The sequence below is a fragment of the Salmonella sp. JXY0409-18 genome (assembly GCF_020268625.1).
Taxonomy (GTDB): domain Bacteria; phylum Pseudomonadota; class Gammaproteobacteria; order Enterobacterales; family Enterobacteriaceae; genus Salmonella; species Salmonella enterica.
The window spans coordinates 2049765-2075298 of sequence record NZ_CP084216.1; the positions used below are offsets into that span (position 1 = coordinate 2049765).

Consider the following 25534-nt stretch of genomic DNA (forward strand, 5'->3'; position numbering starts at 1 on the left):
TTACAACATACTTATAGTCAAGAAGAGAGGCGCGACAGGGCTGACCACGCACATTTTTATCGGTCATCCACGGGGATACCCCTTAATACCCACTTGTTGAAAATTTAACATTCATGTCGTGCGTAAATTTAATTTTATGTAATTAAATCAGTAATATATATAAATAAAACTCCTCATCCAAAAGGAGTATGCAGGAGGTTTGCGCACCATTTGCATCCCTGTCCGCCTTGATCGTTATCAATTCTCACGCCCATTCAGCGCGTTACCTTCGCCCTTAGTTAAGCAATGTCGATTTATCAGAGAGCCGTAAGGTTCCACACAGGAGAAACCCGATGAGTAAATTCCTGGACCGGTTTCGCTACTTCAAGCAGAAGGGCGAAACCTTTGCCGATGGGCACGGCCAGCTTCTCGAAACAAACCGGGACTGGGAGGACGGATACCGCCAACGTTGGCAGCATGACAAAATTGTGCGCTCAACCCATGGGGTGAACTGCACCGGTTCTTGTAGCTGGAAAATTTATGTCAAAAATGGTCTGGTGACCTGGGAAACACAGCAAACCGATTACCCGCGCACCCGTCCTGATATGCCAAACCATGAACCTCGCGGCTGCCCGCGCGGGGCAAGTTACTCCTGGTATCTCTACAGCGCTAACCGACTGAAATATCCGCTAATGCGCAAACGTCTGATGAAGATGTGGCGCGAGGCGAAAAAACTGCATCGCGATCCGGTAGAGGCATGGGCCTCCATCATTGAAGATGCCGATAAAGCCAAAAGCTTCAAACAGGCGCGTGGTCGTGGCGGCTTTGTTCGCTCCTCATGGCAGGAAGTGAACGAGCTGATCGCCGCCTCCAACGTGTACACCGTGAAAGCCTATGGCCCTGACCGCGTCGCGGGCTTCTCACCCATCCCGGCGATGTCGATGGTCTCCTACGCTTCCGGCGCACGTTATCTTTCGCTGATTGGCGGTACCTGCCTGAGCTTCTACGACTGGTACTGCGACCTGCCGCCAGCCTCCCCGCAAACCTGGGGCGAGCAGACCGACGTGCCGGAATCCGCTGACTGGTACAACTCCAGCTATATTATCGCCTGGGGCTCTAACGTGCCGCAAACCCGTACGCCGGATGCCCACTTCTTTACCGAAGTACGTTACAAAGGCACCAAAACCGTCGCGGTGACGCCGGACTATGCTGAAATCGCCAAACTGTGCGATCTGTGGCTGGCGCCGAAGCAGGGGACTGATGCGGCGATGGCGCTGGCGATGGGCCACGTCATGCTGCGCGAGTTCCACCTCGACAACCCGCGCCAGTACTTCACCGATTATGTCCGTCGCTATACCGACATGCCAATGCTGGTGATGCTTGAAGAGCGTGATGGTTATTATGCCGCAGGTCGTATGCTGCGCGCTGCCGATCTCGTTGATTCGCTGGGGCAGGAAAATAACCCGGAATGGAAAACCGTCGCCATTAACAGCAACGGTGAAATGGTGGCGCCAAACGGTTCAATTGGTTTCCGCTGGGGCGAAAAAGGCAAATGGAACCTCGAACAGCGCGACGGGACTACCGGTGCAGAAACTGAATTGCAGCTCAGCTTGCTGGGCAGCCAGGATGAGATTGCTGACGTGGGCTTCCCATATTTCGGCGGCGAAGGTTCAGCGTACTTTAATCATGTGGCGCTGGATAACGTCCTGCTGCATAAACTGCCGGCAAAACGTCTGCAACTGGCCGATGGTTCTACCGCGCTGGTGACCACCGTTTACGATCTGACCATGGCGAACTATGGTCTGGAACGCGGCCTGAACGATGAAAACTGTGCCGCCAGTTATGACGATACCAAAGCGTATACGCCAGCATGGGCCGAGCAGATCACTGGCGTGCCGCGGGCGCAGATCATCCGTATCGCACGGGAGTTCGCCGATAACGCGGACAAAACGCACGGGCGTTCAATGATTATCGTTGGCGCCGGGCTGAACCACTGGTATCACCTCGATATGAACTATCGCGGGCTGATCAATATGTTGGTGTTCTGTGGTTGCGTTGGTCAGAGCGGCGGCGGCTGGGCGCACTACGTCGGCCAGGAAAAACTGCGTCCGCAGACCGGCTGGCAGCCGCTGGCGTTTGCCCTTGACTGGCAGCGTCCCGCGCGTCACATGAACAGCACCTCTTACTTCTATAACCACTCCAGCCAGTGGCGCTACGAGACGGTGACCGCCGAGGAGTTACTGTCGCCGATGGCGGACAAATCCCGCTATAGCGGGCATCTGATTGACTTCAATGTGCGCGCCGAGCGTATGGGCTGGTTGCCGTCGGCACCGCAGTTAGGCACCAACCCGCTGTACATTGCGCGTGAAGCGGAAAAAGCCGGTATGACGCCGGTAGATTATACCGTCAAATCCCTGAAAGAGGGTTCGATTCGCTTTGCCGCCGAGCAGCCGGAAAACGGTAAAAACCACCCGCGTAACCTGTTCATCTGGCGTTCTAACCTGCTTGGGTCTTCCGGTAAAGGCCATGAGTACATGCTGAAATATCTGCTGGGTACTGAGCATGGTATTCAGGGGCTGGATCTGGGTAAACAGGGCGGTGTGAAGCCGGAAGAAGTGGAGTGGCGTGACAATGGCCTGGACGGCAAACTGGATCTGGTGGTGACGCTGGACTTCCGCCTGTCGAGCACCTGCCTGTACTCCGATATCGTACTGCCGACCGCCACCTGGTATGAAAAAGACGATATGAATACCTCGGATATGCATCCGTTTATTCATCCGCTGTCTGCCGCCGTAGATCCGGCCTGGGAATCGAAAAGCGACTGGGAAATCTACAAAGGCATTGCGAAGAAATTCTCCGAAGTCTGTGTAGGCCACCTGGGTAAAGAGACTGACGTCGTGACGCTGCCGATCCAGCACGATTCTGCCGCTGAACTGGCGCAGCCGCTGGACGTGAAAGACTGGAAAAAAGGTGAATGCGACCTGATTCCAGGGAAAACCGCGCCGCACATCATGACCGTCGAGCGCGATTATCCGGCCACCTATGAGCGATTTACCTCTATCGGCCCGCTGATGGAGAAAATCGGCAACGGCGGGAAAGGGATTGCCTGGAACACGCAGAGCGAAATGGACTTGCTGCGTAAGCTCAATTACACCAAAGCGGACGGTCCGGCGAAAGGTCAGCCGATGCTCAACACGGCGATTGACGCGGCAGAGATGATCCTGACGTTAGCGCCGGAAACCAACGGTCAGGTGGCGGTGAAAGCCTGGGCGGCGCTGAGCGAGTTTACCGGTCGCGACCATACGCATCTGGCAACCAATAAAGAAGAAGAGAAAATCCGCTTCCGCGATATTCAGGCCCAGCCGCGCAAAATTATCTCCAGCCCGACCTGGTCTGGTCTGGAAGATGAGCACGTTTCTTATAACGCCGGTTATACCAACGTTCACGAGCTGATCCCGTGGCGTACGCTGTCTGGTCGCCAACAGTTGTATCAGGATCACCAGTGGATGCGCGACTTCGGCGAAAGTTTGCTGGTGTATCGTCCACCGATCGACACCCGCTCGGTGAAAGCGGTGATGGGGCGTAAATCCAACGGTAATCCGGAGAAGGCGCTCAACTTCCTGACGCCGCACCAGAAATGGGGTATCCACTCGACCTACAGCGATAACCTGTTGATGCTGACCTTGTCGCGTGGCGGCCCGATTGTATGGATGAGCGAAACCGACGCCAAAGAGCTGGGCATTGAAGATAACGACTGGATCGAAGTCTTCAACAGCAACGGCGCATTGACCGCACGCGCAGTGGTCAGCCAGCGTGTACCGGCGGGCATGACCATGATGTACCACGCGCAGGAACGTATCGTAAACCTGCCGGGGTCGGAAATTACCCAGCAGCGCGGCGGTATTCATAACTCGGTGACGCGCATTACGCCGAAACCGACCCATATGATCGGCGGCTATGCGCAGTTAGCCTACGGCTTTAACTACTACGGTACCGTCGGCTCCAACCGCGATGAGTTTGTGGTGGTACGTAAGATGAAGAACATTAACTGGTTGGATGGCGAAGGCAATGACCAGGTACAGGAGAGCGTAAAATGAAAATTCGTTCACAAGTCGGCATGGTGCTGAATCTCGATAAGTGCATCGGCTGTCATACCTGTTCAGTCACCTGTAAAAACGTCTGGACCAGTCGCGAAGGTATGGAATACGCGTGGTTCAACAACGTAGAAAGTAAGCCTGGCGTTGGTTTTCCGAATGACTGGGAAAATCAGGAAAAATGGAAAGGCGGCTGGATCCGCAAAATCAACGGCAAACTACAGCCGCGCATGGGCAACCGGGCGCTGCTGCTAGGTAAAATCTTCGCTAACCCGCATCTGCCGGGCATCGACGACTACTACGAGCCGTTTGATTACGACTACCAGAACCTGCATACCGCGCCGGAAAGCAAACATCAGCCGATCGCGCGTCCGCGCTCGCTGATTACCGGCCAGCGGATGGACAAAATTACCAGCGGGCCAAACTGGGAAGAGATTCTGGGCGGCGAGTTCGAAAAACGCGCCAAAGATCAGAATTTCGAAAACATGCAGAAGGCGATGTACGGCCAGTTCGAAAACACCTTCATGATGTACCTGCCGCGCCTGTGCGAGCACTGTCTCAACCCGGCGTGCGTGGCGACCTGCCCGAGCGGTGCTATCTACAAGCGTGAAGAAGATGGCATCGTGCTGATCGACCAGGACAAGTGCCGCGGCTGGCGGATGTGCATCACCGGCTGCCCGTACAAGAAGATTTACTTCAACTGGAAGAGCGGCAAGTCCGAGAAGTGCATCTTCTGCTACCCGCGTATCGAAGCCGGTCAGCCGACTGTTTGCTCGGAAACCTGCGTGGGCCGTATCCGTTATCTTGGCGTACTGCTGTATGACGCCGATGCCATTGAAAGCGCCGCCAGTACGGAAAACGAAAAAGATCTGTACCAGCGTCAACTGGACGTGTTCCTCGATCCGAACGATCCGGCTGTCATTGAGCAGGCGCTGAAGGACGGCGTGCCGCAGAGCGTGATCGATGCGGCGCAGCAATCGCCAGTGTACAAAATGGCGATGGACTGGAAGCTGGCGCTGCCGCTGCATCCGGAATACCGCACGCTGCCGATGGTCTGGTACGTGCCGCCTTTGTCACCGATTCAGTCTGCCGCCGACGCGGGTGAACTGGGCAGCAACGGTATTCTGCCGGATGTAGACAGTCTGCGTATCCCGGTGCAGTACCTGGCGAACCTGTTGACCGCTGGCGACACTCAGCCGGTACTGTTGGCGCTGAAACGCATGCTGGCGATGCGTCACTACAAACGTGCGGAAACCGTAGACGGTAAAGTGGATACCCGCGCTCTGGAAGAGGTGGGTTTAAGCGAAGCCCAGGCGCAGGAAATGTATCGTTATCTGGCGATTGCCAACTATGAAGATCGCTTTGTGGTACCGAGCAGCCATCGTGAACTGGCGCGTGACGCATTCCCGGAGAAAAACGGTTGTGGCTTTACCTTCGGCGATGGTTGCCACGGGTCTGATACCAAATTCAATCTGTTCAACAGCCGCCGCATCGACGCTGTTGATGTGACCAGCAAAACGGAGCCGCACGCATGATTGAACTCGTCATTGTTTCGCGTCTGCTCGAGTACCCGGATGCTGCCCTGTGGCAGCATCAGCAGGAGTTGTTCGATGCGCTCGCGTCATCTGAGAACCTGGATAAAGAGGATGCCCAGACTCTGGGCGTTTTCCTGCGCGATTTAACCGCGCAGGACATGCTGGATGTACAGGCCGCTTATAGCGAACTGTTTGACCGTGGTCGCGCCACATCACTGCTACTGTTTGAACATGTTCACGGGGAGTCCCGCGATCGCGGTCAGGCGATGGTTGACCTGATGGCACAGTATGAGCAGCACGGTTTGCAGCTCGACAGCCGCGAACTTCCCGATCATCTGCCGCTGTATCTGGAATACCTTGCGCAATTGCCGAAAAGCGAAGCGTTAGGGGGGTTACAGGATATCGCGCCGATTCTGGCGCTGCTCAGCGCACGTTTGCAACAGCGTGACAGCCGTTATGCGGTGCTGTTCGATCTGCTGTTAAAACTGGCGAATACCGTTATCGACAGCGACAAAGTGGCTGAAAAAATTGCGAATGAAGCACGTGATGATACCCCGCAGGCGTTGGATGCGGTCTGGGAAGAAGAGCGGGTGAAATTCTTCGCCGATCAAGGGTGTGGCGAGTCGGAAATCTCCGCTCACCAGCGTCGTTTTGCCGGGGCCGTGGCGCCGCAATATCTGAATATCACCACCGGAGGACAGCACTAATGCACTTCCTGAATATGTTCTTCTTTGATATCTACCCGTACATTGCCGGATCGGTATTTCTGATCGGTAGCTGGTTACGTTACGACTACGGTCAGTACACCTGGCGGGCGGCTTCCAGTCAGATGCTGGATCGCAAAGGAATGAACCTGGCGTCAAACCTGTTCCACATTGGGATTTTGGGTATTTTCGCCGGTCACTTCTTGGGCATGTTAACGCCGCACTGGATGTATGAAGCTTTTCTGCCGGTCGACGTGAAACAGAAGATGGCGATGATTGCCGGCGGCGCCTGCGGCGTGCTGACTCTGGTTGGCGGTATTTTACTGCTCAAGCGTCGTCTGTTCAGCCCACGTGTCCGCGCCACCACTACCGGAGCAGATATTTTGATTCTCTCGCTGCTGGTGATTCAGTGCGCGCTGGGCCTGTTGACCATTCCGTTCTCCGCCCAGCATATGGACGGGAGTGAAATGATGAAGCTGGTCGGGTGGGCGCAGTCAGTTGTGACCTTCCACGGTGGCGCATCCGCACATCTGGACGGTGTAGCCTTTATCTTCCGTATGCACCTGGTACTGGGGATGACGTTGTTCCTGTTATTCCCATTCTCGCGCCTGGTGCATATCTGGAGCGTGCCGGTCGAGTACCTGACCCGCAAGTATCAGATTGTACGTGCGCGTCACTGATTGTGCATTGACAAGCTTAAGTCACTGTAATACTGAGATGTATTCAGCAATATAGCAGAAAAAAATAGCACGGGCATGGAGGCTGACTTCCTGCCCGTTTTTTCGCACTTCTTGCCCATTTTTCCCTGCGTGAGCGGGGATAAGCACACGTTGAACTGCTCGGTGCCTTATTTTCGGCTGGGTAATATGACGTTAATAAGCCCCAGAAGCCGATTTACGCGCTCCTGAATTGATGCAGGCATCAACAAGTGGAGCCGATAACCATAACGTGGATATATTTCTCTCATTGCCTCATATGTCCGTACCGCTTCCTCCCACGATTGTGTTCGTTCGTTATCCTGCTTATATATCGCTTTCCATGGCGGGAGAATAATAACGTCAGTGGCATAGCGAAATTGGTTAATAGCACGATGTAATCGGTTGGGTATTGGTTCGCCCACCAGTGTGAGATAGCCTGCAATATCCGGCAGCGCACGGTCGTAGAAGAGGGGACGATCGGACTGTTCGGCCTGATACCAGGCATTAATATCCATTGCCTGCATGGCTTCTGCAAATCGCGCCGGAGAACGCCACGGCAGCGCATCGCCGTTTATGTCCATTTGTTGTTTGATAACAGCACGCCCGGATTCGGGCTGACAGTGGAAACCACTTTTTTCCAGAGCCGTAATCAGCGTAGTTTTACCCGCGCTGGGCCCGCCAGTAATGATAATGCGTGAATTCATAGCAATAGCCTTTATGCATTTGTAGTGAGGAAATTGGGGGTAGGTGTTGAAAAAGATCTGAAGGCAGCGGTTTTCGGATGTGAATGACGTGATTTGGAATAGATGTGTTCAGCAGCGGATGACGGGGGAAGGATTACTCAGCGCTGCGCGCTTCGCCCTTCGGGTCGTTGCCTACGGCAACGCTTTCTCGCTGCGCTCGAATCGAACCTTAGTCGAAGCTTCTCATCCTTCCCCGTACGGAGAGATATGAGGCACTGTGCCTAACGGGGATAAGATACGCGACGAGAGTGATGGTGGTGGGGGAAGGATTACTCAGCGCTGCGCGCTTCGCCCTTCGGGTCGTTGCCGTTGGCAACGCTTTCTCGCTTTCGCTCGAATCGAACCTTAGTCGAAGCTTCTCATCCTTCCCCGTACGGAGAGATATGAGGCACTGTGCTTAACGGGGATAAGATACGCGACGAGAGTGATGGTGGTGGGGGAAGGATTCGAACCTTCGAAGTCGATGACGGCAGATTTACAGTCTGCTCCCTTTGGCCGCTCGGGAACCCCACCAGGGGTAATTCAAATTGTAGGTAAAGCTTGAAGATGGTGGTGGGGGAAGGATTATTCGTCGCTTCGCTCCTCACCCTACGGGCCGTTGCCGTTGACAACGTTCTCTCGCTTTCGCTCAAGTCGAACCTTAATCGAAGGTTCTCACCCTTCCCCGACAAGTGCAAACTTCTGCATTGCTCATCAAGTTAACTACATCGCTGTAGTGAATAATGGTGGTGGGGGAAGGATTCGAACCTTCGAAGTCGATGACGGCAGATTTACAGTCTGCTCCCTTTGGCCGCTCGGGAACCCCACCACGGGGTAATGCTTAATACTGGCCTGCTTCCTTTCGGGAAGCGGGGCGCATCATATCAAATGACACGCCGCTGTAAAGCATTCCTTTGCCTGAAATGAACTGTTTGCGTACTTTTCATCCGTAACGGATTAAAGCTAATCAATTCATATTACTGACGATTAAAGAATAATCGTCCGATTGCCGTAAACAAAGACTCGCTGTGCCAGAACCTGATACAGCGCGCGGCTTAATACGTTTTTCTCAACGTCGCGCCCGGCACGCATCATATCTTCTGCGGTGTAAGTGTGATCGACGTGAATCACGTCTTGCATAATGATTGGGCCTTCATCCAGATTATCATTCACATAGTGCGCGGTAGCGCCGATGATTTTCACGCCGCGCTCATAGGCCTGATGATAAGGGCGCGCGCCGATAAATGCCGGCAGGAATGAGTGGTGGATATTGATAATTTTGTTCGGAAAGCGCGCCACAAAACCTGGCGTCAAAACACGCATATACTTGGCCAGCACCACATAGTCCGGTTGATGAGCATCAATGGCGTCCGCCATCTTCGTGTCATGCTCTTCACGCGTTAATCCCTCATGGCTGACCAGTTCGAAAGGAATCTCAAAACGTTCAACCAGCGAGCGTAACGTTTCATGGTTGCCAATGACCGCAGCGATTTCAACATCCAGCCCGCCATAGTTGGCTTTCATCAGCAGGTCGCCCAGACAATGCGCCTCTTTGGTAACCAGAATCACTACCCGACGGCGTCCGGCGGGATTGAGTTCACGAACAGAGCCTTCCGGTAAGGCGCTGTCCAGATCGGCCAGAAGAGTGGAATCATTGAAGATGCCTTCCAGCTCGGTCCGCATAAAAAAGCGTCCGGTGCGATGGTCCACAAATTCATTGTTTTGCACAATATTAAGCTCGTGCTTATAGCAAATGTTGGTAATCCGCGCGATAAGGCCTTTTTGATCGGGACAAATAGTACGCAGAACTTTACGTTGTAGTGATTGCATTGCCGGAAAAATCCTGTTGAGAGTGTTTGTTGTATCGATACTGTCAGGCATCACTGGCCGCAGCACTTTTTAAATTTTTTGCCTGAACCGCACGGGCAGGGATCATTTCGACCCAACTGCGGGCGGGTACCGTCAATATAATACCACTGACCGTTTTCTTTGATAAAACGAGAGCGTTCGATAATCGCCCCGGTTTTCCCTTGTTCGGAAAAGCGCGCGATAAAACTAACATACCCTGTATTTTCTGCGTCTGACCAGGTATGTTCAAAAATAGTCAGGCCGAGCCACCTGGTATTGGCAAATCCGGCGATGATATCATCACGAAACGCGGCCGCATTGCAGGTTGGATGCCAGCTCTTAATTAAGTAATCTGCGTCTTTCATCACAAAAGCGCAGTAACGAGAGCGCATGAGATGTGACGGATCGGGTGCTACTCGTTCTCCGGACACAATACGACCACAACATAGGCTATACTCGTCAGCGCTACCACAGGGACAAGGCTGAGACACAATAATCTCCCTGAATATAAAAAACGGCGTTGAACGCCAGGGTGGCATTATGTTAACTGAGCAGTGGCGATGTTGCTACGTCTTGAAGCCAGGGGAAGTCGTTAAGTACGATGAGAAAAATGAAAATAGGGCTGGCGCTGGGATCTGGCGCAGCGAGAGGATGGTCTCATATTGGGGTCATCAAAGCCCTCAAGCAAACAGGCATTGATATTGATATCGTTGCGGGATGCTCAATAGGTTCACTGGTCGGCGCCGCGTATGCCTGTAATAAATTATCGGCGCTTGAACAGTGGGTATGTTCATTCCGCTACTGGGATGTTTTACGCCTGATGGATGTATCCTGGGGCAGAGGAGGGTTGCTTCGCGGCGAACGTGTATTTAATCACTATCGGGATATTATGCCCGTCACGGATTTTGACCACTGTTCAAGACGTTTTGGCGCGGTCGCGACGAATCTTAGCACGGGACGAGAGCTATGGTTTACTGAAGGCGATCTACACCTTGCCGTACGCGCGTCGTGCAGTATGCCAGGGCTGATGTCTCCGGTTGAACATAACGGTTACTGGCTGGTAGATGGCGCAGTCGTTAATCCGGTACCTGTTTCGTTAACCAGGGCGCTAGGGGCTGATATCGTTATTGCGGTAGATCTGCAACATGATGCCCACCTCATGCAGCAAGATTTGCTCTCTGTAAATGTCGGGAATATCAATGAAGAGAGCGATGATGCGCTGCCCTGGCATAAGCGTTTAAAAGAACGTTTCAGTAGCCTGACTTCACGCCGTGGCGTGAGTTCGCCTGGGGCAATGGAAATCATGACAACCTCCATTCAGGTGTTGGAAAATCGTCTTAAACGTAACCGTATGGCTGGCGATCCGCCTGATATTCTCATTCAACCATTCTGTCCGCAAATCTCTACGCTGGATTTTCATCGCGCCCATGCCGCTATTGCGGCGGGTCAGTTAGCCGTAGAGAAAAAGATGGACGAACTTATACCCTTGGTGCGTACCGACGTTTAATGTACCTTTTACGATCACTTAAGCAAATTCTGACAGGCGCAAGCGGCAATACCATGCCACTATTGATTAAAGCCAGTCAGGGGAGAGAACATGACGCAGCCATTGGTCGGAAAACAGATTCTTATTGTTGAAGACGAGCCTGTATTTCGCTCGCTTCTGGATTCGTGGTTTTCCTCTTTGGGAGCGACAACGGCATTGGCAGGCGACGGGGTGGATGCCCTGGAGTTGATGGGGCGTTTTACCCCTGATCTCATGATATGTGATATCGCTATGCCGAGAATGAACGGTCTCAAACTGGTAGAAAACTTACGTAATCGCGGAGACCAGACGCCTATTCTGGTTATTTCCGCAACAGAAAATATGGCGGATATCGCCAAAGCGTTACGCCTTGGGGTTGAAGATGTCTTGCTGAAGCCGGTAAAAGATCTCAACCGCTTGCGGGAAACCGTATTCGCTTGCTTATACCCTAATATGTTTAACTCGCGGGTTGAAGAAGAAGAACGCCTGTTTCGTGACTGGGATGCAATGGTGAGTAATCCGACCGCCGCAGCGCAATTGTTGCAGGAATTGCAGCCCCCGGTACAGCAGGTGATTTCTCATTGCCGCATTAATTACCGGCAGCTCGTCTCCGCCGATCAGCCTGGACTGGTGCTGGATATTGCGCCGCTATCTGATAACGAACTGGCATTTTATTGCCTGGATGTCACCCGGGCGGGCGATAACGGCGTGTTAGCCGCATTGTTGCTGCGAGCGCTATTTAACGGCTTATTGCAGGATCAGCTCGGCCAACAAAAGCACCGTTTACCGGAGTTAGGCGCGCTATTAAAACAGGTAAATCATCTGCTCAGACAAGCCAATTTACCTGGGCAATTCCCGCTATTTGTCGGCTACTATCACAGTGAGCTCAAAAATTTGATTCTCGTCTCCGCCGGATTGAACGCCACCTTAAATACGGGCGCTCATCAGGTTCAAATTAGCAGCGGCGTGCCGCTAGGAACATTGGGTAACGCCTACCTTAACCAATTAAGCCAGCGTTGCGACTCATGGCAGTGTCAAATATGGGGCGCAGGAGGGCGTCTGCGATTGATGTTGTCTGCGGAATGACCAAACGGAAGAGTGAGCGGAAATTGCTTTACCTGCCTTTCCCGACGAGTGTTACTATCTGCGGCAGATTTATAAGTATTTGTCTTAATTATACCAATATAAGTCCTTTTTGGACCTGAGGCTTGTTCTGGTACTGATATACTGGAACACGATACAGATTAATGAACACGTTCAATACATGAACAGTCCAGGAGAATTTTAAATGGCTGCCCTTAATTCGAAAGTCAAAAAAGCCGTTATCCCGGTCGCGGGATTGGGAACCAGGATGCTGCCAGCGACCAAAGCTATCCCGAAAGAGATGCTGCCGCTGGTTGATAAGCCATTAATTCAGTACGTCGTGAACGAATGTATCGCTGCTGGCATTACTGAAATCGTGCTTGTGACGCACTCGTCTAAAAACTCTATTGAAAACCACTTTGATACCAGTTTTGAGCTGGAAGCGATGCTGGAAAAACGCGTTAAGCGTCAGCTTCTGGAAGAGGTCCAGTCTATTTGCCCTCCGCATGTCACTATTATGCAGGTACGTCAAGGGCTGGCAAAAGGCCTGGGCCATGCCGTATTGTGCGCGCATCCCGTTGTCGGAAACGAACCTGTCGCTGTTATTCTGCCAGACGTTATTCTTGACGAATATGAGTCCGACCTGTCTCAGGATAACCTGGCTGAAATGATCCGCCGTTTCGACGAAACCGGCAATAGCCAGATTATGGTTGAGCCGGTAGAAGATGTGACTGCATACGGCGTGGTAGATTGCAAAGGCGTCGAGCTGGCGCCGGGCGAAAGTGTGCCGATGGTTGGCGTGGTTGAAAAACCAAAAGCGGATGTCGCGCCGTCTAACCTTGCGATTGTTGGGCGTTATGTGTTGAGCGCGGATATCTGGGCGTTGCTGGCGAAAACCCCTCCGGGCGCCGGGGATGAAATTCAGTTGACCGATGCTATCGATATGCTGATCGAAAAAGAAACGGTTGAAGCCTACCACATGAAGGGTAAAAGCCATGACTGTGGTAATAAGTTAGGATATATGCAGGCATTCGTTGAATATGGCATCCGTCATAATTCGCTGGGTGCTGAATTTAAAGCCTGGCTTGAAGAAGAAATGGGTATTAAGAAGTAACGATACGTTATAAATTTTTTAACAGAAGCGCTGGTAAATCCGGCGCTTTTTTTATGCCCGGGGTCGTCAGCGGAGAACTCAGGCAAAAAAAATCCCGCCAGTGGCGGGATTTTAAGCATCCAGGAAGTAAATTATTCCTTGATCAGGAAATCTTCCAGTTGCTTACCTTGTTCTTCCATTGCTTTTTTGATTACAGCCGGTGTACGACCCTGGCCAGTCCAGGTTTTAGTTTCACCGTTTTCGTCAACATAGCTATATTTAGCCGGACGAGCTGCGCGTTTAGCTTTGGTGCCGGATTTAGCGGCAGCCATGCTATTCAGCAGTTCATTCGGGTCAATGCCGTCGGCAATTAACATTTCACGGTACTGTTGCAGCTTACGAGTGCGTTCTTCCACTTCAGCAGCAGCAGCGCTTTCTTCTTCACGACGCTCATTAACGACAACTTCTAATTTTTCCAGCATTTCTTCAAGCGTTTCCAGAGTACATTCTCTTGCCTGCGCACGAAGAGTACGGATGTTGTTCAGAATTTTAAGTGCTTCGCTCATTGTAGTAATCTCAAACTTATATTGGGGTGGTTTGTTGAGCTAATAATAGAGCGATAAATTCAGTTGTGCAATAGCCAGGAATGTAAGGAATTCAAAATTACGCTTTATTAAGCACACGTTTTAATTATCTCAACTTAAATTTTCCTTGAGGCGACGCACAAAAAAGAGCTTATTGGCAGGGGGGATACTCATCGTCTGTCGCTAAAAATTTAGGAGTCAGGTCACATTTTATCATGATGAAATACGATCTCATTGCAGAGATATCAATCTCTTGTATTAGCTTTCCTTACAAGAAAACCCTATTACTTTGCACCGGGTATGAGTAACGGTAACAATAAGTACAAGGTTTTCATATTGGCGGGTGATGATAAGCATTGTTGATGAATTTTAACGGCATAATTTGTGAAGGAATGTGTATATACCCTTCATACTTCAAGTTGCTTATGTGTTGGCTACGCTCGCTCACCCCAGTCACATAGTTATCTATGCTCCTGGGGACTCACTCCCTTGCCGCCTTTAAGCAACTCGAATTATTTTGGGTATAGTGAGCGATGTTTGTACAATTCTTAATACTCACCGGAGCGCGAGCCGCGCCGTCGCGTCGGTAAATTATGGTACAATCCCGCCAATCTTTATTTCACTCAGGTGAGGTCCTGCGACCAATGGCACAGCTATATTTCTACTATTCGGCAATGAATGCGGGTAAGTCGACTGCACTGCTGCAATCTTCATACAATTATCAGGAACGCGGGATGCGTACCGTCGTATATACGGCGGAAATCGACGATCGTTTCGGCGCAGGCAAAGTCAGCTCTCGTATCGGTTTGTCGTCGCCGGCAAAATTGTTTAACCAAAATACATCCTTGTTTGAAGAGATTCGTGCCGAGAGCGCGCGGCAGACAATACATTGCGTGTTAGTCGACGAAAGCCAGTTTTTGACTCGCCAGCAGGTTTATCAATTATCCGAGGTTGTCGACAAATTAGATATTCCAGTACTCTGCTATGGGCTACGAACAGACTTTCGTGGGGAACTCTTTGTCGGCAGCCAATACTTGCTGGCATGGTCAGATAAGCTGGTGGAATTAAAAACTATCTGTTTCTGCGGTCGTAAAGCCAGTATGGTTCTGCGACTTGATCAGGACGGCAGGCCTTATAACGAAGGCGAACAGGTGGTTATTGGCGGGAATGAACGCTACGTTTCAGTTTGCCGTAAGCATTATAAGGACGCGCTGGAGGAGGGCTCACTGACGGCGATTCAGGAGCGTCATCGGCACATATGATACCCGAGGTAGCGATGGCTTATAAAACGCCCTGTAGCGCTTTGGACGTCATTATTCAGGCCTCCTGACGAAGGGCGTGCCGTGAGTGCGTAGGCCAGATGATAAGCATAGCGCCTTCAGGCATCAGATAAACCGGTAAAACAAAAAACGGCCTCAATTGAGGCCGTTATTGTCATGCTAAAGCAGATAACGAATTAAGCGGATTTTTTCGCTTTCTTCTCTGCTTTCGGTGCTGCAACGACGTCTTTCTTCGCTGCAACTTCACCTTCGGTGAAATCACGACCGTAGTAGGTATCCAGCAGAATCTGTTTCAGTTCGGAGATCAGCGGATAACGCGGGTTAGCGCCGGTGCACTGGTCATCAAAGGCATCTTCAGACAGTTTGTCAACGTGTGCCAGGAAGTCAGCTTCCTGTACGCCTGCTTCACGGATAGACTTAGGAATACCCAGCTCAGCTTTAATGCTTTCCAGCCATGCCAGCAGTTTTTCAATCTTAGCGGCGGTACGGTCGCCCGGCGCGCTCAGGCCCAGGTGGTCAGCAATTTCAGCGTAACGGCGGCGTGCCTGCGGACGATCGTACTGGCTGAAAGCGGTCTGCTTGGTCGGGTTGTCATTCGCGTTGTAGCGGATAACGTTACAAATCAGCAGGGCGTTCGCCAGACCGTGCGGAATGTGGAACTGAGAGCCCAGTTTGTGCGCCATGGAGTGACATACACCGAGGAAGGCGTTGGCAAACGCGATACCGGCGATAGTCGCTGCACTGTGAACACGTTCACGCGCAACCGGGTTTTTAGACCCTTCGTGGTAAGACGCCGGCAGGTTTTCTTTCAGCAGTTTCAGAGCCTGCAGAGCCTGACCGTCAGAGAACTCAGAAGCCAGTACGGAAACGTAAGCTTCCAGGGCGTGAGTTACCGCATCCAGACCACCGAACGCACACAGGGACTTCGGCATATCCATCACCAGGTTGGCGTCGACAATCGCCATATCCGGGGTCAGGGCATAGTCAGCCAGCGGATATTTCTGACCAGTTGCATCGTCGGTCACAACCGCAAACGGTGTGACTTCAGAACCGGTACCGGAAGTGGTGGTGACGGCGATCATTTTCGCTTTCACGCCCATTTTCGGGAACTTGTAGATACGTTTACGGATGTCCATAAAGCGCAGCGCCAGTTCTTCGAAGTGAGTTTCCGGGTGTTCGTACATGACCCACATGATTTTCGCGGCGTCCATCGGGGAACCGCCGCCCAGCGCGATGATCACGTCTGGTTTGAAGGAGTTAGCCAGCTCAGCGCCTTTGCGAACAACGGAAAGCGTCGGGTCGGCTTCAACTTCGAAGAAGACTTCGGTTTCAACGCCAGCCGCTTTCAGCACAGAGGTGATCTGGTCTGCGTAGCCGTTGTTGAACAGGAAGCGGTCAGTCACGATGAGCGCACGTTTGTGGCCATCAGTAATCACTTCATCCAGCGCGATGGGCAGAGAGCCACGGCGGAAGTAGATAGATTTCGGAAGTTTGTGCCACAACATGTTTTCAGCTCGCTTAGCAACGGTTTTCTTGTTGATCAGGTGTTTCGGACCAACGTTTTCAGAGATGGAGTTACCACCCCAGGAACCACAACCCAACGTCAGGGAAGGTGCGAGTTTGAAGTTGTACAGATCACCTATACCACCCTGAGAGGCCGGGGTGTTGATCAGGATACGCGCAGTTTTCATCATCTGACCGAAGTAAGCAACGCGTTCTGGCTGGTTATCCTGGTCAGTGTACAGGCAGGAGGTGTGACCGATACCGCCCATAGCGACCAGTTTTTCTGCTTTTTCTACCGCTTCTTCGAAATCTTTCGCACGATACATCGCCAGAGTCGGAGACAGTTTTTCGTGTGCGAACGGTTCGCTTTCATCAACGACCGTAACTTCACCGATCAGAATCTTGGTGGTTTCTGGTACGGAGAAGCCTGCCAGTTCAGCGATTTTGTAGGCTGGCTGACCAACGATAGCGGCGTTCAGAGCGCCATTTTTCAGGATAACGTTTTGAACCGCTTTCAGCTCCTGGCCCTGCAGCATGTAGCCGCCGTGGCTGGCGAAACGTTCGCGAACGGCATCATAGACGGAATCAACAACGACAACAGACTGTTCAGAAGCACAGATTACGCCGTTATCGAAGGTTTTAGACATCAGAACAGACGCCACAGCGCGTTTGATATCAGCGGTTTCATCAATGACAACCGGGGTGTTGCCTGCGCCTACGCCGATAGCAGGTTTACCGGAGCTGTATGCTGCTTTAACCATGCCTGGACCGCCCGTCGCAAGGATCAGGTTAATATCCGGGTGGTGCATCAGCGCATTAGACAGTTCTACGGAAGGTTGATCGATCCAGCCAATCAGATCTTTCGGCGCGCCGGCAGCGATAGCCGCTTGCAGAACGATGTCTGCCGCTTTGTTGGTTGCTTCTTTAGCGCGCGGATGCGGAGAAAAGATGATGGCGTTACGGGTCTTCAGGCTAATCAGCGATTTGAAGATCGCGGTAGAGGTCGGGTTAGTGGTTGGAACGATACCGCAAATAATGCCGATAGGTTCAGCAATGGTGATGGTCCCGAAGGTGTCGTCTTCAGACAGCACGCCGCAGGTTTTTTCATCTTTATAAGCGTTGTAAATATATTCAGAAGCGAAGTGGTTTTTAATCACTTTGTCTTCCACGATACCCATACCGGATTCGGCGACGGCCATTTTGGCCAGCGGAATGCGGGCATCAGCGGCTGCCAGAGCGGCGGCGCGGAAGATTTTGTCGACCTGTTCTTGAGTGAAACTGGCATATTCACGCTGGGCTTTTTTTACACGCTCTACGAGTGCGTTAAGTTCAGCGACATTAGTAACAGCCATAATGCTCTCCTGATAATGTTAAACTTTTTTAGTAAATCATCTGCGCGATACGTGAGTATAGACAGATCGACGATACTTTGTATAAATGCCTGAAATTCAGGTGGTTACTTAACGTCCGTTTCGCTCTGATTTACTAAAAGAGCTTCTGCGTTAGTATCATTTAACTCTAACGCGTTACGTCCAGATGGCGTAAGCAAGATTACTCACTTCTGAGTAGCGATTGTGTGATCTAAATCAAGATTACGCAAAGCTGACACCTTTCAGCAGGCCATTTTAGCCTTTTATGTAAATTGTTAAGAAATCGTTGTCATGAAGAGTAAGTGGATTAGCATAACGAGTACATATAAATAACAGCGATGAATGGATGAAATTAGGTGTAGATAAGAGGTGAACTATGCGAATAAAAGGCGTATCTTCTGCGCGTTTTGATCATTAACGAACATTGACTTCATCCGGCTAACGCTTCGGAGCTAACCGTGATTCAACCGCTTTTTGATTTTCCTGTTTACTTTAAGTTCTTTATCGGGCTCTTTGCGCTGGTTAACCCGGTGGGGATTATCCCCGTTTTCATCAGCATGACCAGCTACCAGACGGCCACGGCGCGTAATAAAACTAACCTCACCGCGAATCTGTCGGTCGCGATTATCTTGTGGAGTTCCTTATTCCTCGGCGATGGCATCCTGCAGCTGTTTGGTATTTCTATTGATTCGTTCAGAATTGCGGGCGGTATCCTGGTTGTCACCATTGCAATGTCGATGATCAGCGGGAAGCTGGGGGAAGATAAACAAAACAAGCAAGAAAAGTCAGAGACGGCCATACGCGAGAGCATTGGCGTTGTGCCGTTAGCGCTGCCGTTAATGGCGGGGCCAGGGGCGATTAGCTCCACTATCGTCTGGGGGACGCGTTATCACAGTATCGCGCATTTGCTTGGTTTTTCAGTTGCCATTGCGCTTTTTGCGCTTTGCTGCTGGGGCGTGTTCCGTATGGCGCCGTGGCTGGTTCGTTTGCTGGGGCAAACCGGTATCAACGTTATTACCCGAATCATGGGGTTGTTGTTAATGGCGCTCGGCATCGAATTTATTGTCACAGGAATAAAAGGCATTTTCCCCGGCTTGCTCAACTAAACTCCCACCTGTTGATTTACAGGCGGTGCCCTAAGGGGGCCGCCTTGTGACATTCCCACGTAACACTTCTTACTTTGATAAGCATTCAGCGTTTTAATGATAAAAAATACTAATATAATCTAACGCTATTTATTTTTATTAATCAAACTATTATGAACATTACTGAGTCCGTGAGAAGCGGTAGGTCTGTTATTTTATTCACACCATACTCTGGGGCTTGATGAAGGATTATTGAAATGTTATTAGTTGTTTCAGCTCCATCGTAGATGAATGTGCTAAATAATGAGCATTTGTTAAATTTGTGTGTGTTTTCTGGCGAAGGCATGATCTACGATATGGCAGTGAGATGATTTTCTTTCAAGTTATTGATTATAAATAATAAATTAAATCTTTTTAACATTCTTTAACTGTTTTTCTGGGCAGGAAATTTTCCATAAAAGAGAATTGGTTAACAAAATTGTAAAATGAATTGGCGGTTCAGAAACGCATTTGATACTTTTCGGCCAAACATTTTGCAGAAGATTTCACATTGTTGATAACTATTTTCATTTACATGGTTGTCAGAAATAACGTGCGACGTGGGCAGGTACGTCGTATACCGAATCGACGAAAGGCGATCGAACGAATCGTCAGAATAAATAAAGTCGGTGATAGCAAAAGCAGTGACAGACCTGGCAGTACACCACCAGTGCTGTACAGGAACCCTGACGGGATTAAACAGGCTGGTAAAAACCAGTAATTATAATGAGTGGAGTACAAACACAATGTCTAACATCACGAAAAAAAGTTTGATTGCAGCGGGAATACTCACTGCGCTCATCGCCGCCAGCGCCGCGACTGCGGCAGACGTGCCCGCCGGCGTTCAGTTAGCCGACAAGCAAACGTTGGTACGTAATAATGGATCAGAAGTGCAGTCTCTCGACCCGCATAAAATTGAAGGCGTGCCGGAATCGAACGTCAGCCGTGACCTCTTTGAAGGCTTATTAATTAGTGATGTCGAGGGGCATCCTTCACCGGGCGTCGCGGAAAAATGGGAAAATAAAGATTTTAAAGTCTGGACATTCCATCTACGTGAAAATGCGAAATGGTCAGATGGTACGCCTGTCACCGCCCATGATTTCGTTTATAGCTGGCAACGCCTGGCCGATCCTAATACGGCATCGCCGTACGCCAGCTATCTGCAATACGGTCATATCGCTAATATCGATGACATTATCGCCGGTAAAAAACCCGCCACCGATCTGGGGGTAAAAGCGCTTGATGATCAGACCTTTGAAGTGACCTTAAGTGAGCCGGTGCCTTATTTCTACAAATTGTTGGTCCACCCTTCAGTGTCTCCTGTACCGAAATCAGCGGTCGAAAAATTTGGCGATAAATGGACGCAACCGGCCAATATTGTCACTAACGGCGCTTATAAGTTAAAAAACTGGGTGGTGAACGAACGTATCGTGCTGGAGCGTAACCCGCAATACTGGGATAACGCCAAAACCGTCATCAATCAGGTAACTTATTTGCCTATCTCTTCGGAGGTGACGGATGTGAACCGCTACCGCAGCGGCGAGATCGATATGACTTATAACAATATGCCGATCGAATTATTCCAGAAACTGAAGAAAGAGATCCCGAATGAAGTCCGCGTAGACCCTTATTTGTGTACCTATTATTACGAAATTAATAATCAAAAAGCGCCGTTTAACGATGTCCGCGTGCGTACCGCGCTGAAACTGGCGTTAGATCGCGACATTATTGTTAATAAGGTTAAAAATCAGGGCGATTTACCCGCTTATAGCTACACGCCGCCGTATACCGATGGCGCAAAACTGGTAGAGCCTGAGTGGTTCAAATGGTCCCAGCAAAAGCGTAATGAAGAAGCGAAGAAATTGTTGGCTGAAGCCGGCTTTACGGCGGATAAGCCCTTAACATTCGACCTGCTGTATAACACCTCCGATCTGCATAAAAAACTGGCCATTGCCGTGGCGTCTATCTGGAAGAAAAATCTGGGTGTCAATGTGAATCTGGAGAATCAGGAATGGAAAACCTTCCTGGATACCCGTCATCAGGGCACCTTTGATGTCGCCAGAGCCGGGTGGTGCGCAGATTATAATGAACCGACCTCGTTCCTGAATACCATGTTGTCCGACAGTTCAAATAACACCGCGCATTATAAGAGCCCGGCGTTTGATAAGCTGATTGCCGACACGCTGAAAGTGGCGGACGATACGCAGCGCAGCGAACTCTACGCTAAAGCGGAGCAGCAGTTAGATAAAGACTCGGCTATTGTGCCGGTGTATTACTACGTTAACGCGCGCCTGGTGAAACCCTGGGTGGGCGGGTATACCGGTAAAGACCCGCTGGATAATATTTATGTGAAAAACTTATATATTATCAAACATTAATGGCAAGACATGGGACAACTGCGGTTGTCCCATGGTGTCTTTTTTCATCGCACTATAACGTTCCCTGGCGGATCTGTTTGTCACGTCCGGGAAGTAAAGGCACAGGCCAGAAGGTACGGGCAATGTTGAAATTTATTTTACGCCGCTGTCTGGAAGCGATTCCGACGCTGTTTATTCTTATTACCATCTCTTTCTTTATGATGCGCCTCGCGCCGGGGAGTCCTTTTACCGGCGAGCGCGCATTGCCGCCGGAAGTGCTGGCCAATATTGAAGCAAAATATCATCTGAACGATCCTATCATGACGCAGTACTTCAGCTACCTGAGGCAGCTGGCGCATGGCGATTTTGGACCATCGTTTAAATACAAAGATTACACGGTCAACGATCTGGTTGCCGCCAGCTTCCCCGTTTCGGCGAAACTTGGCGCCGCCGCTTTTTTACTGGCGGTCATTATTGGTGTCAGCGCTGGCGTGATTGCCGCGCTAAAGCAAAATACGCGATGGGATTATACGGTGATGGGATTTGCCATGACCGGCGTCGTTATCCCCAGTTTTGTGGTAGCGCCGCTACTGGTGATGGTCTTTGCGATAACCTTGCAATGGCTGCCTGGCGGCGGCTGGAACGGCGGGGCGTTAAAATTTATGATCCTGCCGATGGTCGCGCTTTCACTGGCCTATATTGCCAGCATCGCTCGTATTACGCGCGGCTCAATGATTGAAGTTCTGCATTCGAACTTTATTCGTACCGCGCGGGCAAAAGGATTACCGATGCGCAGAATCATCTTCCGCCATGCGTTAAAACCTGCGCTGCTGCCGGTTTTATCCTATATGGGGCCAGCCTTTGTCGGCATTATTACCGGCTCAATGGTGATTGAAACGATTTATGGCTTACCGGGCATTGGGCAGCTTTTCGTTAATGGCGCGCTCAACCGCGATTACTCGCTGGTGTTAAGTTTGACCATTTTAGTCGGGGCTCTGACCATATTGTTTAACGCCATTGTCGATGTGCTCTATGCCGTTATCGACCCGAAAATTCGCTATTGATACTGGAGCTCGCGATGATGTTAAGTAAGAAAAACAGCGAGACGCTGGAAAATTTCAGTGAAAAGCTGGAGGTGGAAGGCCGCAGCCTTTGGCAAGATGCCCGTCGGCGCTTTATGCATAACCGTGCGGCGGTGGCCAGTCTTATTGTCCTGTTTCTGATAGCCCTATTCGTGACAGTGGCGCCTATGCTGTCGCAATTTACCTATTTCGATACCGACTGGGGCATGATGTCCAGCGCGCCGGATATGGCGTCCGGCCACTATTTCGGTACTGACTCTTCCGGGCGCGATCTGTTGGTGCGCGTTGCCATCGGCGGGCGTATCTCATTGATGGTCGGGATTGCCGCCGCGCTGGTGGCGGTCATTGTCGGAACGCTGTATGGCTCGCTGTCCGGCTATCTGGGCGGCAAAATTGATTCTGTGATGATGCGGTTGTTGGAGATCCTCAACTCGTTCCCGTTTATGTTCTTTGTGATTTTGCTGGTGACGTTTTTTGGGCAGAACATTCTGTTGATTTTCGTCGCCATCGGCATGGTCTCCTGGCTTGATATGGCGCGTATCGTGCGTGGCCAAACCCTAAGTCTTAAACGTAAAGAGTTCATCGAAGCCGCGCAGGTGGGTGGTGTGTCGACCGCCAGCATTGTGATCCGCCATATTGTGCCTAACGTCCTGGGCGTAGTGGTAGTGTATGCATCGTTGCTGGTGCCCAGCATGATTCTGTTTGAGTCTTTCCTCAGTTTCCTGGGGCTTGGGACGCAGGAACCGTTAAGCAGTTGGGGAGCGTTGTTGAGCGATGGCGCAAATTCAATGGAAGTCTCACCGTGGCTGCTGCTGTTTCCGGCTGGCTTTCTCGTGGTGACGTTATTCTGTTTTAACTTTATTGGCGATGGCCTGCGTGATGCCCTCGACCCGAAAGATCGTTAAGGAGTACAGCCATGAGCTTATCAGAAACCGCAACTCAGGCGCCGCAACCGGCGAATGTACTGCTGGAGGTAAATGATCTTCGTGTTACGTTCGCTACGCCTGATGGCGATGTGACGGCGGTCAACGATCTGAACTTTACGCTTCGCGCTGGAGAAACGTTAGGCATTGTTGGCGAGTCTGGATCGGGGAAATCGCAAACGGCGTTCGCATTAATGGGACTGCTGGCGACGAATGGTCGAATCGGCGGTTCCGCGACCTTTAACGGACGTGAAATTCTTAATCTACCTGAGCGCGAACTGAATACGCTGCGCGCAGAACAGATTTCGATGATTTTTCAGGACCCGATGACCTCGCTAAATCCTTATATGCGCGTTGGGGAGCAGTTAATGGAAGTCCTGATGCTGCATAAAGGGATGAGCAAAGCGGAAGCTTTTGAAGAGTCCGTCAGAATGCTGGATGCCGTAAAAATGCCGGAAGCGCGCAAACGGATGAAAATGTACCCGCACGAATTTTCCGGCGGAATGCGTCAACGTGTGATGATTGCGATGGCGCTGTTGTGCAGGCCGAAACTGCTTATTGCCGATGAGCCTACCACCGCGCTTGATGTTACCGTGCAGGCGCAGATTATGACCTTGCTTAATGAGCTAAAGCGCGAATTTAATACCGCCATTATCATGATTACCCACGATCTGGGTGTGGTCGCGGGTATTTGCGATAAGGTCCTGGTAATGTATGCCGGGCGTACCATGGAATACGGTAAGGCGCGCGATGTCTTTTATCAGCCCGTTCATCCGTATTCGATAGGCCTGCTTAATGCGGTGCCGCGTCTGGATAGCGAGGGGGCGGAAATGCTGACGATTCCGGGCAATCCTCCCAATTTATTGCGTTTGCCTAAAGGGTGTCCGTTCCAGCCGCGTTGTCCTCATGCGATGGAGATCTGCAATAATGCGCCGCCACTTGAAGCGTTCAGTCCTGGTCGCTTGCGCGCCTGTTTTAAACCGGTGGAGGAACTGCTATGAATGCTGTGATTGAACAACGTAAAGTTCTCCTCGAAATCGCCGATCTGAAAGTACATTTTGATATCAAAGAAGGGAAGCAGTGGTTCTGGCAACCGCCGAAAACCCTGAAAGCGGTGGACGGCGTTACGCTACGCCTGTATGAAGGCGAAACGCTGGGCGTGGTGGGGGAATCCGGCTGCGGCAAGTCGACGTTTGCGCGCGCCATTATTGGTCTGGTGAAGGCGACAGACGGTAAAGTCGCCTGGCTGGGAAAAGATCTGCTGGGCATGAAAGCGGATGAGTGGCGCGAGGTGCGCAGCGATATCCAGATGATTTTCCAGGACCCGCTGGCGTCACTCAACCCGCGAATGACGATTGGCGAAATTATCGCTGAACCGCTGCGCACTTATCATCCTAAACTTTCGCGCCAGGACGTGCGTGACCGCGTGAAAGCCATGATGCTGAAAGTGGGGCTGCTGCCGAATCTCATTAACCGTTATCCCCATGAATTTTCCGGGGGGCAGTGCCAGCGCATCGGTATCGCCCGGGCGTTGATCCTGGAACCTAAGCTTATTATTTGCGATGAGCCGGTGTCGGCGCTGGACGTTTCTATTCAGGCGCAGGTGGTGAATTTGCTCCAGCAGTTACAGCGAGAGATGGGGCTGTCGTTGATTTTTATTGCGCACGATCTGGCGGTCGTAAAGCACATATCCGATCGTGTCCTGGTGATGTATCTCGGTCATGCGGTAGAATTGGGCACCTATGATGAGGTGTACCATAACCCACTGCATCCTTATACCAAAGCGCTGATGTCGGCGGTACCGATTCCCGATCCCGATCTGGAGCGAAATAAGAAGATACAATTGCTGGAGGGCGAATTACCTTCGCCCATTAACCCACCTTCCGGCTGCGTGTTCCGTACACGCTGTCCGCTAGCCGGGCCAGAATGCGCGCTAACGCGACCGGTGCTGGAAGGGAGTTTTCGCCATGCCGTTTCCTGCCTTAAAGTAGACCCGTTATAATCGCAAGGGCTGACAATTCGTCAGCCCT

19 protein-coding genes, 2 tRNA genes and 3 other RNA genes are annotated in these 25534 nt (G+C 51.2%); 14 read left to right on the forward strand and 10 right to left on the reverse strand.

From position 1 onward, the window contains the following. The first annotated feature begins 332 nt into the window (after window positions 1-332). From LDB27_RS09825 to narI, 4 genes are read left to right on the forward strand one after another with little or no spacing between them, the layout of a single operon-like run. Entirely contained in the window at window positions 333-4076 is a 3744-nt protein-coding gene (locus LDB27_RS09825) for a nitrate reductase subunit alpha (RefSeq protein ID WP_000032869.1), read from the forward strand. Then, complete coding sequence (narH, locus tag LDB27_RS09830; RefSeq protein ID WP_000702628.1) at window positions 4073-5608, forward strand: nitrate reductase subunit beta; 1536 nt, start codon at window positions 4073-4075, stop codon at window positions 5606-5608. Before LDB27_RS09825 ends, narH begins: the two co-directional genes overlap by 4 nt. Then, entirely contained in the window at window positions 5605-6315 is a 711-nt protein-coding gene (gene narJ / locus LDB27_RS09835; protein WP_000571669.1) for a nitrate reductase molybdenum cofactor assembly chaperone, read from the forward strand. The genes narH and narJ overlap by 4 nt, the downstream gene beginning before the upstream one ends. Continuing rightward, the gene (narI, locus tag LDB27_RS09840; RefSeq protein ID WP_000545594.1) at window positions 6315-6992 is read left to right on the forward strand and encodes a respiratory nitrate reductase subunit gamma; all 678 of its coding nucleotides are present in this window, start codon (window positions 6315-6317) and stop codon (window positions 6990-6992) included. Before narJ ends, narI begins: the two co-directional genes overlap by 1 nt. A gap of 167 nt (window positions 6993-7159) precedes the next feature. Here the strand turns inward: narI and LDB27_RS09845 are convergent, their stop codons facing one another. The 8 genes from LDB27_RS09845 to LDB27_RS09880 form a co-directional block, all read right to left on the reverse strand. Continuing rightward, complete coding sequence (locus tag LDB27_RS09845) at window positions 7160-7714, reverse strand: AAA family ATPase (RefSeq protein WP_001088482.1); 555 nt, start codon at window positions 7712-7714, stop codon at window positions 7160-7162. Between the two features lie 116 nt (window positions 7715-7830). Continuing rightward, a non-coding RNA gene (locus LDB27_RS09850) (RtT sRNA) lies at window positions 7831-7961 on the reverse strand. Between the two features lie 44 nt (window positions 7962-8005). After that, window positions 8006-8137, reverse strand: a non-coding RNA gene (locus LDB27_RS09855) — RtT sRNA. A 44-nt stretch (window positions 8138-8181) separates the two neighbouring features. Beyond that, window positions 8182-8266, reverse strand: a tRNA-Tyr gene (locus tag LDB27_RS09860). A gap of 34 nt (window positions 8267-8300) precedes the next feature. Next, window positions 8301-8432: non-coding RNA, RtT sRNA (locus LDB27_RS09865), on the reverse strand. Window positions 8433-8476: 44 nt separating this feature from the next. Beyond that, window positions 8477-8561, reverse strand: a tRNA-Tyr gene (locus tag LDB27_RS09870). Between the two features lie 158 nt (window positions 8562-8719). Next, the gene (gene purU / locus LDB27_RS09875; RefSeq protein ID WP_001191156.1) at window positions 8720-9562 is read right to left on the reverse strand and encodes a formyltetrahydrofolate deformylase; all 843 of its coding nucleotides are present in this window, start codon (window positions 9560-9562) and stop codon (window positions 8720-8722) included. Window positions 9563-9612: 50 nt separating this feature from the next. Then, window positions 9613-10071 carry a YchJ family protein gene (locus tag LDB27_RS09880; protein ID WP_023257667.1) on the reverse strand — a complete coding sequence of 153 codons (459 nt, stop codon included), beginning with the start codon at window positions 10069-10071 and terminating at the stop codon, window positions 9613-9615. Window positions 10072-10181: 110 nt separating this feature from the next. Here LDB27_RS09880 and rssA point away from each other — a divergent pair, with 110 nt between their 5' ends. From rssA to galU, 3 genes are all read left to right on the forward strand, one after another. After that, a complete protein-coding gene (gene rssA, locus LDB27_RS09885) occupies window positions 10182-11087 on the forward strand; it encodes a patatin-like phospholipase RssA (protein WP_001230575.1) in 906 nt (301 codons plus the stop codon). Between the two features lie 90 nt (window positions 11088-11177). Continuing rightward, complete coding sequence (gene rssB, locus LDB27_RS09890; protein ID WP_000193432.1) at window positions 11178-12191, forward strand: two-component system response regulator RssB; 1014 nt, start codon at window positions 11178-11180, stop codon at window positions 12189-12191. A gap of 202 nt (window positions 12192-12393) precedes the next feature. Beyond that, complete coding sequence (galU, locus tag LDB27_RS09895; protein ID WP_000729450.1) at window positions 12394-13302, forward strand: UTP--glucose-1-phosphate uridylyltransferase GalU; 909 nt, start codon at window positions 12394-12396, stop codon at window positions 13300-13302. 131 nt (window positions 13303-13433) lie between these two features. On the opposite strand, the gene hns is transcribed toward galU, so the two are convergent. Beyond that, window positions 13434-13847 carry a histone-like nucleoid-structuring protein H-NS gene (gene hns / locus LDB27_RS09900; protein ID WP_001287383.1) on the reverse strand — a complete coding sequence of 138 codons (414 nt, stop codon included), beginning with the start codon at window positions 13845-13847 and terminating at the stop codon, window positions 13434-13436. A 662-nt stretch (window positions 13848-14509) separates the two neighbouring features. Here hns and tdk point away from each other — a divergent pair. Beyond that, entirely contained in the window at window positions 14510-15127 is a 618-nt protein-coding gene (gene tdk, locus LDB27_RS09905; protein ID WP_000068097.1) for a thymidine kinase, read from the forward strand. A gap of 194 nt (window positions 15128-15321) precedes the next feature. Here tdk and adhE read toward each other — a convergent pair whose 3' ends face one another. After that, window positions 15322-18000, reverse strand: a complete 2679-nt coding sequence (gene adhE / locus LDB27_RS09910; protein WP_000301678.1) for a bifunctional acetaldehyde-CoA/alcohol dehydrogenase — start codon at window positions 17998-18000, stop codon at window positions 15322-15324. A 476-nt stretch (window positions 18001-18476) separates the two neighbouring features. Between adhE and LDB27_RS09915 the strand changes: the two genes are divergently transcribed. From LDB27_RS09915 to oppF, 6 genes are all read left to right on the forward strand, one after another. Then, a complete protein-coding gene (locus LDB27_RS09915; RefSeq protein ID WP_000615840.1) occupies window positions 18477-19124 on the forward strand; it encodes a YchE family NAAT transporter in 648 nt (215 codons plus the stop codon). Between the two features lie 764 nt (window positions 19125-19888). After that, entirely contained in the window at window positions 19889-21520 is a 1632-nt protein-coding gene (gene oppA / locus LDB27_RS09920; protein ID WP_001530765.1) for an oligopeptide ABC transporter substrate-binding protein OppA, read from the forward strand. Window positions 21521-21642: 122 nt separating this feature from the next. Then, window positions 21643-22563: an oligopeptide ABC transporter permease OppB gene (gene oppB, locus LDB27_RS09925; protein WP_000911101.1), complete on the forward strand. Its 921-nt coding sequence runs from the start codon at window positions 21643-21645 to the stop codon at window positions 22561-22563. A gap of 14 nt (window positions 22564-22577) precedes the next feature. Continuing rightward, the gene (gene oppC / locus LDB27_RS09930; protein WP_000979653.1) at window positions 22578-23486 is read left to right on the forward strand and encodes an oligopeptide ABC transporter permease OppC; all 909 of its coding nucleotides are present in this window, start codon (window positions 22578-22580) and stop codon (window positions 23484-23486) included. 11 nt (window positions 23487-23497) lie between these two features. Then, window positions 23498-24505 (forward strand): ABC transporter ATP-binding protein, encoded by a 1008-nt coding sequence (locus LDB27_RS09935; protein WP_000058857.1) that lies wholly within the window; start codon window positions 23498-23500, stop codon window positions 24503-24505. After that, entirely contained in the window at window positions 24502-25506 is a 1005-nt protein-coding gene (gene oppF / locus LDB27_RS09940) for a murein tripeptide/oligopeptide ABC transporter ATP-binding protein OppF (protein ID WP_000994697.1), read from the forward strand. Before LDB27_RS09935 ends, oppF begins: the two co-directional genes overlap by 4 nt. Window positions 25507-25534 lie beyond the last annotated feature (28 nt).

Excerpts from the sequence above, each read along its gene's own strand:
- LDB27_RS09825 (WP_000032869.1), top strand. The coding sequence starts at position 333 with ATGAGTAAATTCCTGGACCGGTTTCGCTACTTCAAGCAGAAGGGCGAA.
- narH (WP_000702628.1), top strand. The coding sequence starts at position 4,073 with ATGAAAATTCGTTCACAAGTCGGCATGGTGCTGAATCTCGATAAGTGC.
- narJ (WP_000571669.1), top strand. The coding sequence starts at position 5,605 with ATGATTGAACTCGTCATTGTTTCGCGTCTGCTCGAGTACCCGGATGCT.
- narI (WP_000545594.1), top strand. The coding sequence starts at position 6,315 with ATGCACTTCCTGAATATGTTCTTCTTTGATATCTACCCGTACATTGCC.
- LDB27_RS09845 (WP_001088482.1), bottom strand. The coding sequence starts at position 7,714 with ATGAATTCACGCATTATCATTACTGGCGGGCCCAGCGCGGGTAAAACT.
- purU (WP_001191156.1), bottom strand. The coding sequence starts at position 9,562 with ATGCAATCACTACAACGTAAAGTTCTGCGTACTATTTGTCCCGATCAA.
- rssA (WP_001230575.1), top strand. The coding sequence starts at position 10,182 with ATGAGAAAAATGAAAATAGGGCTGGCGCTGGGATCTGGCGCAGCGAGA.
- rssB (WP_000193432.1), top strand. The coding sequence starts at position 11,178 with ATGACGCAGCCATTGGTCGGAAAACAGATTCTTATTGTTGAAGACGAG.
- galU (WP_000729450.1), top strand. The coding sequence starts at position 12,394 with ATGGCTGCCCTTAATTCGAAAGTCAAAAAAGCCGTTATCCCGGTCGCG.
- hns (WP_001287383.1), bottom strand. The coding sequence starts at position 13,847 with ATGAGCGAAGCACTTAAAATTCTGAACAACATCCGTACTCTTCGTGCG.
- tdk (WP_000068097.1), top strand. The coding sequence starts at position 14,510 with ATGGCACAGCTATATTTCTACTATTCGGCAATGAATGCGGGTAAGTCG.
- adhE (WP_000301678.1), bottom strand. The coding sequence starts at position 18,000 with ATGGCTGTTACTAATGTCGCTGAACTTAACGCACTCGTAGAGCGTGTA.
- oppA (WP_001530765.1), top strand. The coding sequence starts at position 19,889 with ATGTCTAACATCACGAAAAAAAGTTTGATTGCAGCGGGAATACTCACT.
- oppB (WP_000911101.1), top strand. The coding sequence starts at position 21,643 with ATGTTGAAATTTATTTTACGCCGCTGTCTGGAAGCGATTCCGACGCTG.
- oppC (WP_000979653.1), top strand. The coding sequence starts at position 22,578 with ATGATGTTAAGTAAGAAAAACAGCGAGACGCTGGAAAATTTCAGTGAA.
- LDB27_RS09935 (WP_000058857.1), top strand. The coding sequence starts at position 23,498 with ATGAGCTTATCAGAAACCGCAACTCAGGCGCCGCAACCGGCGAATGTA.
- oppF (WP_000994697.1), top strand. The coding sequence starts at position 24,502 with ATGAATGCTGTGATTGAACAACGTAAAGTTCTCCTCGAAATCGCCGAT.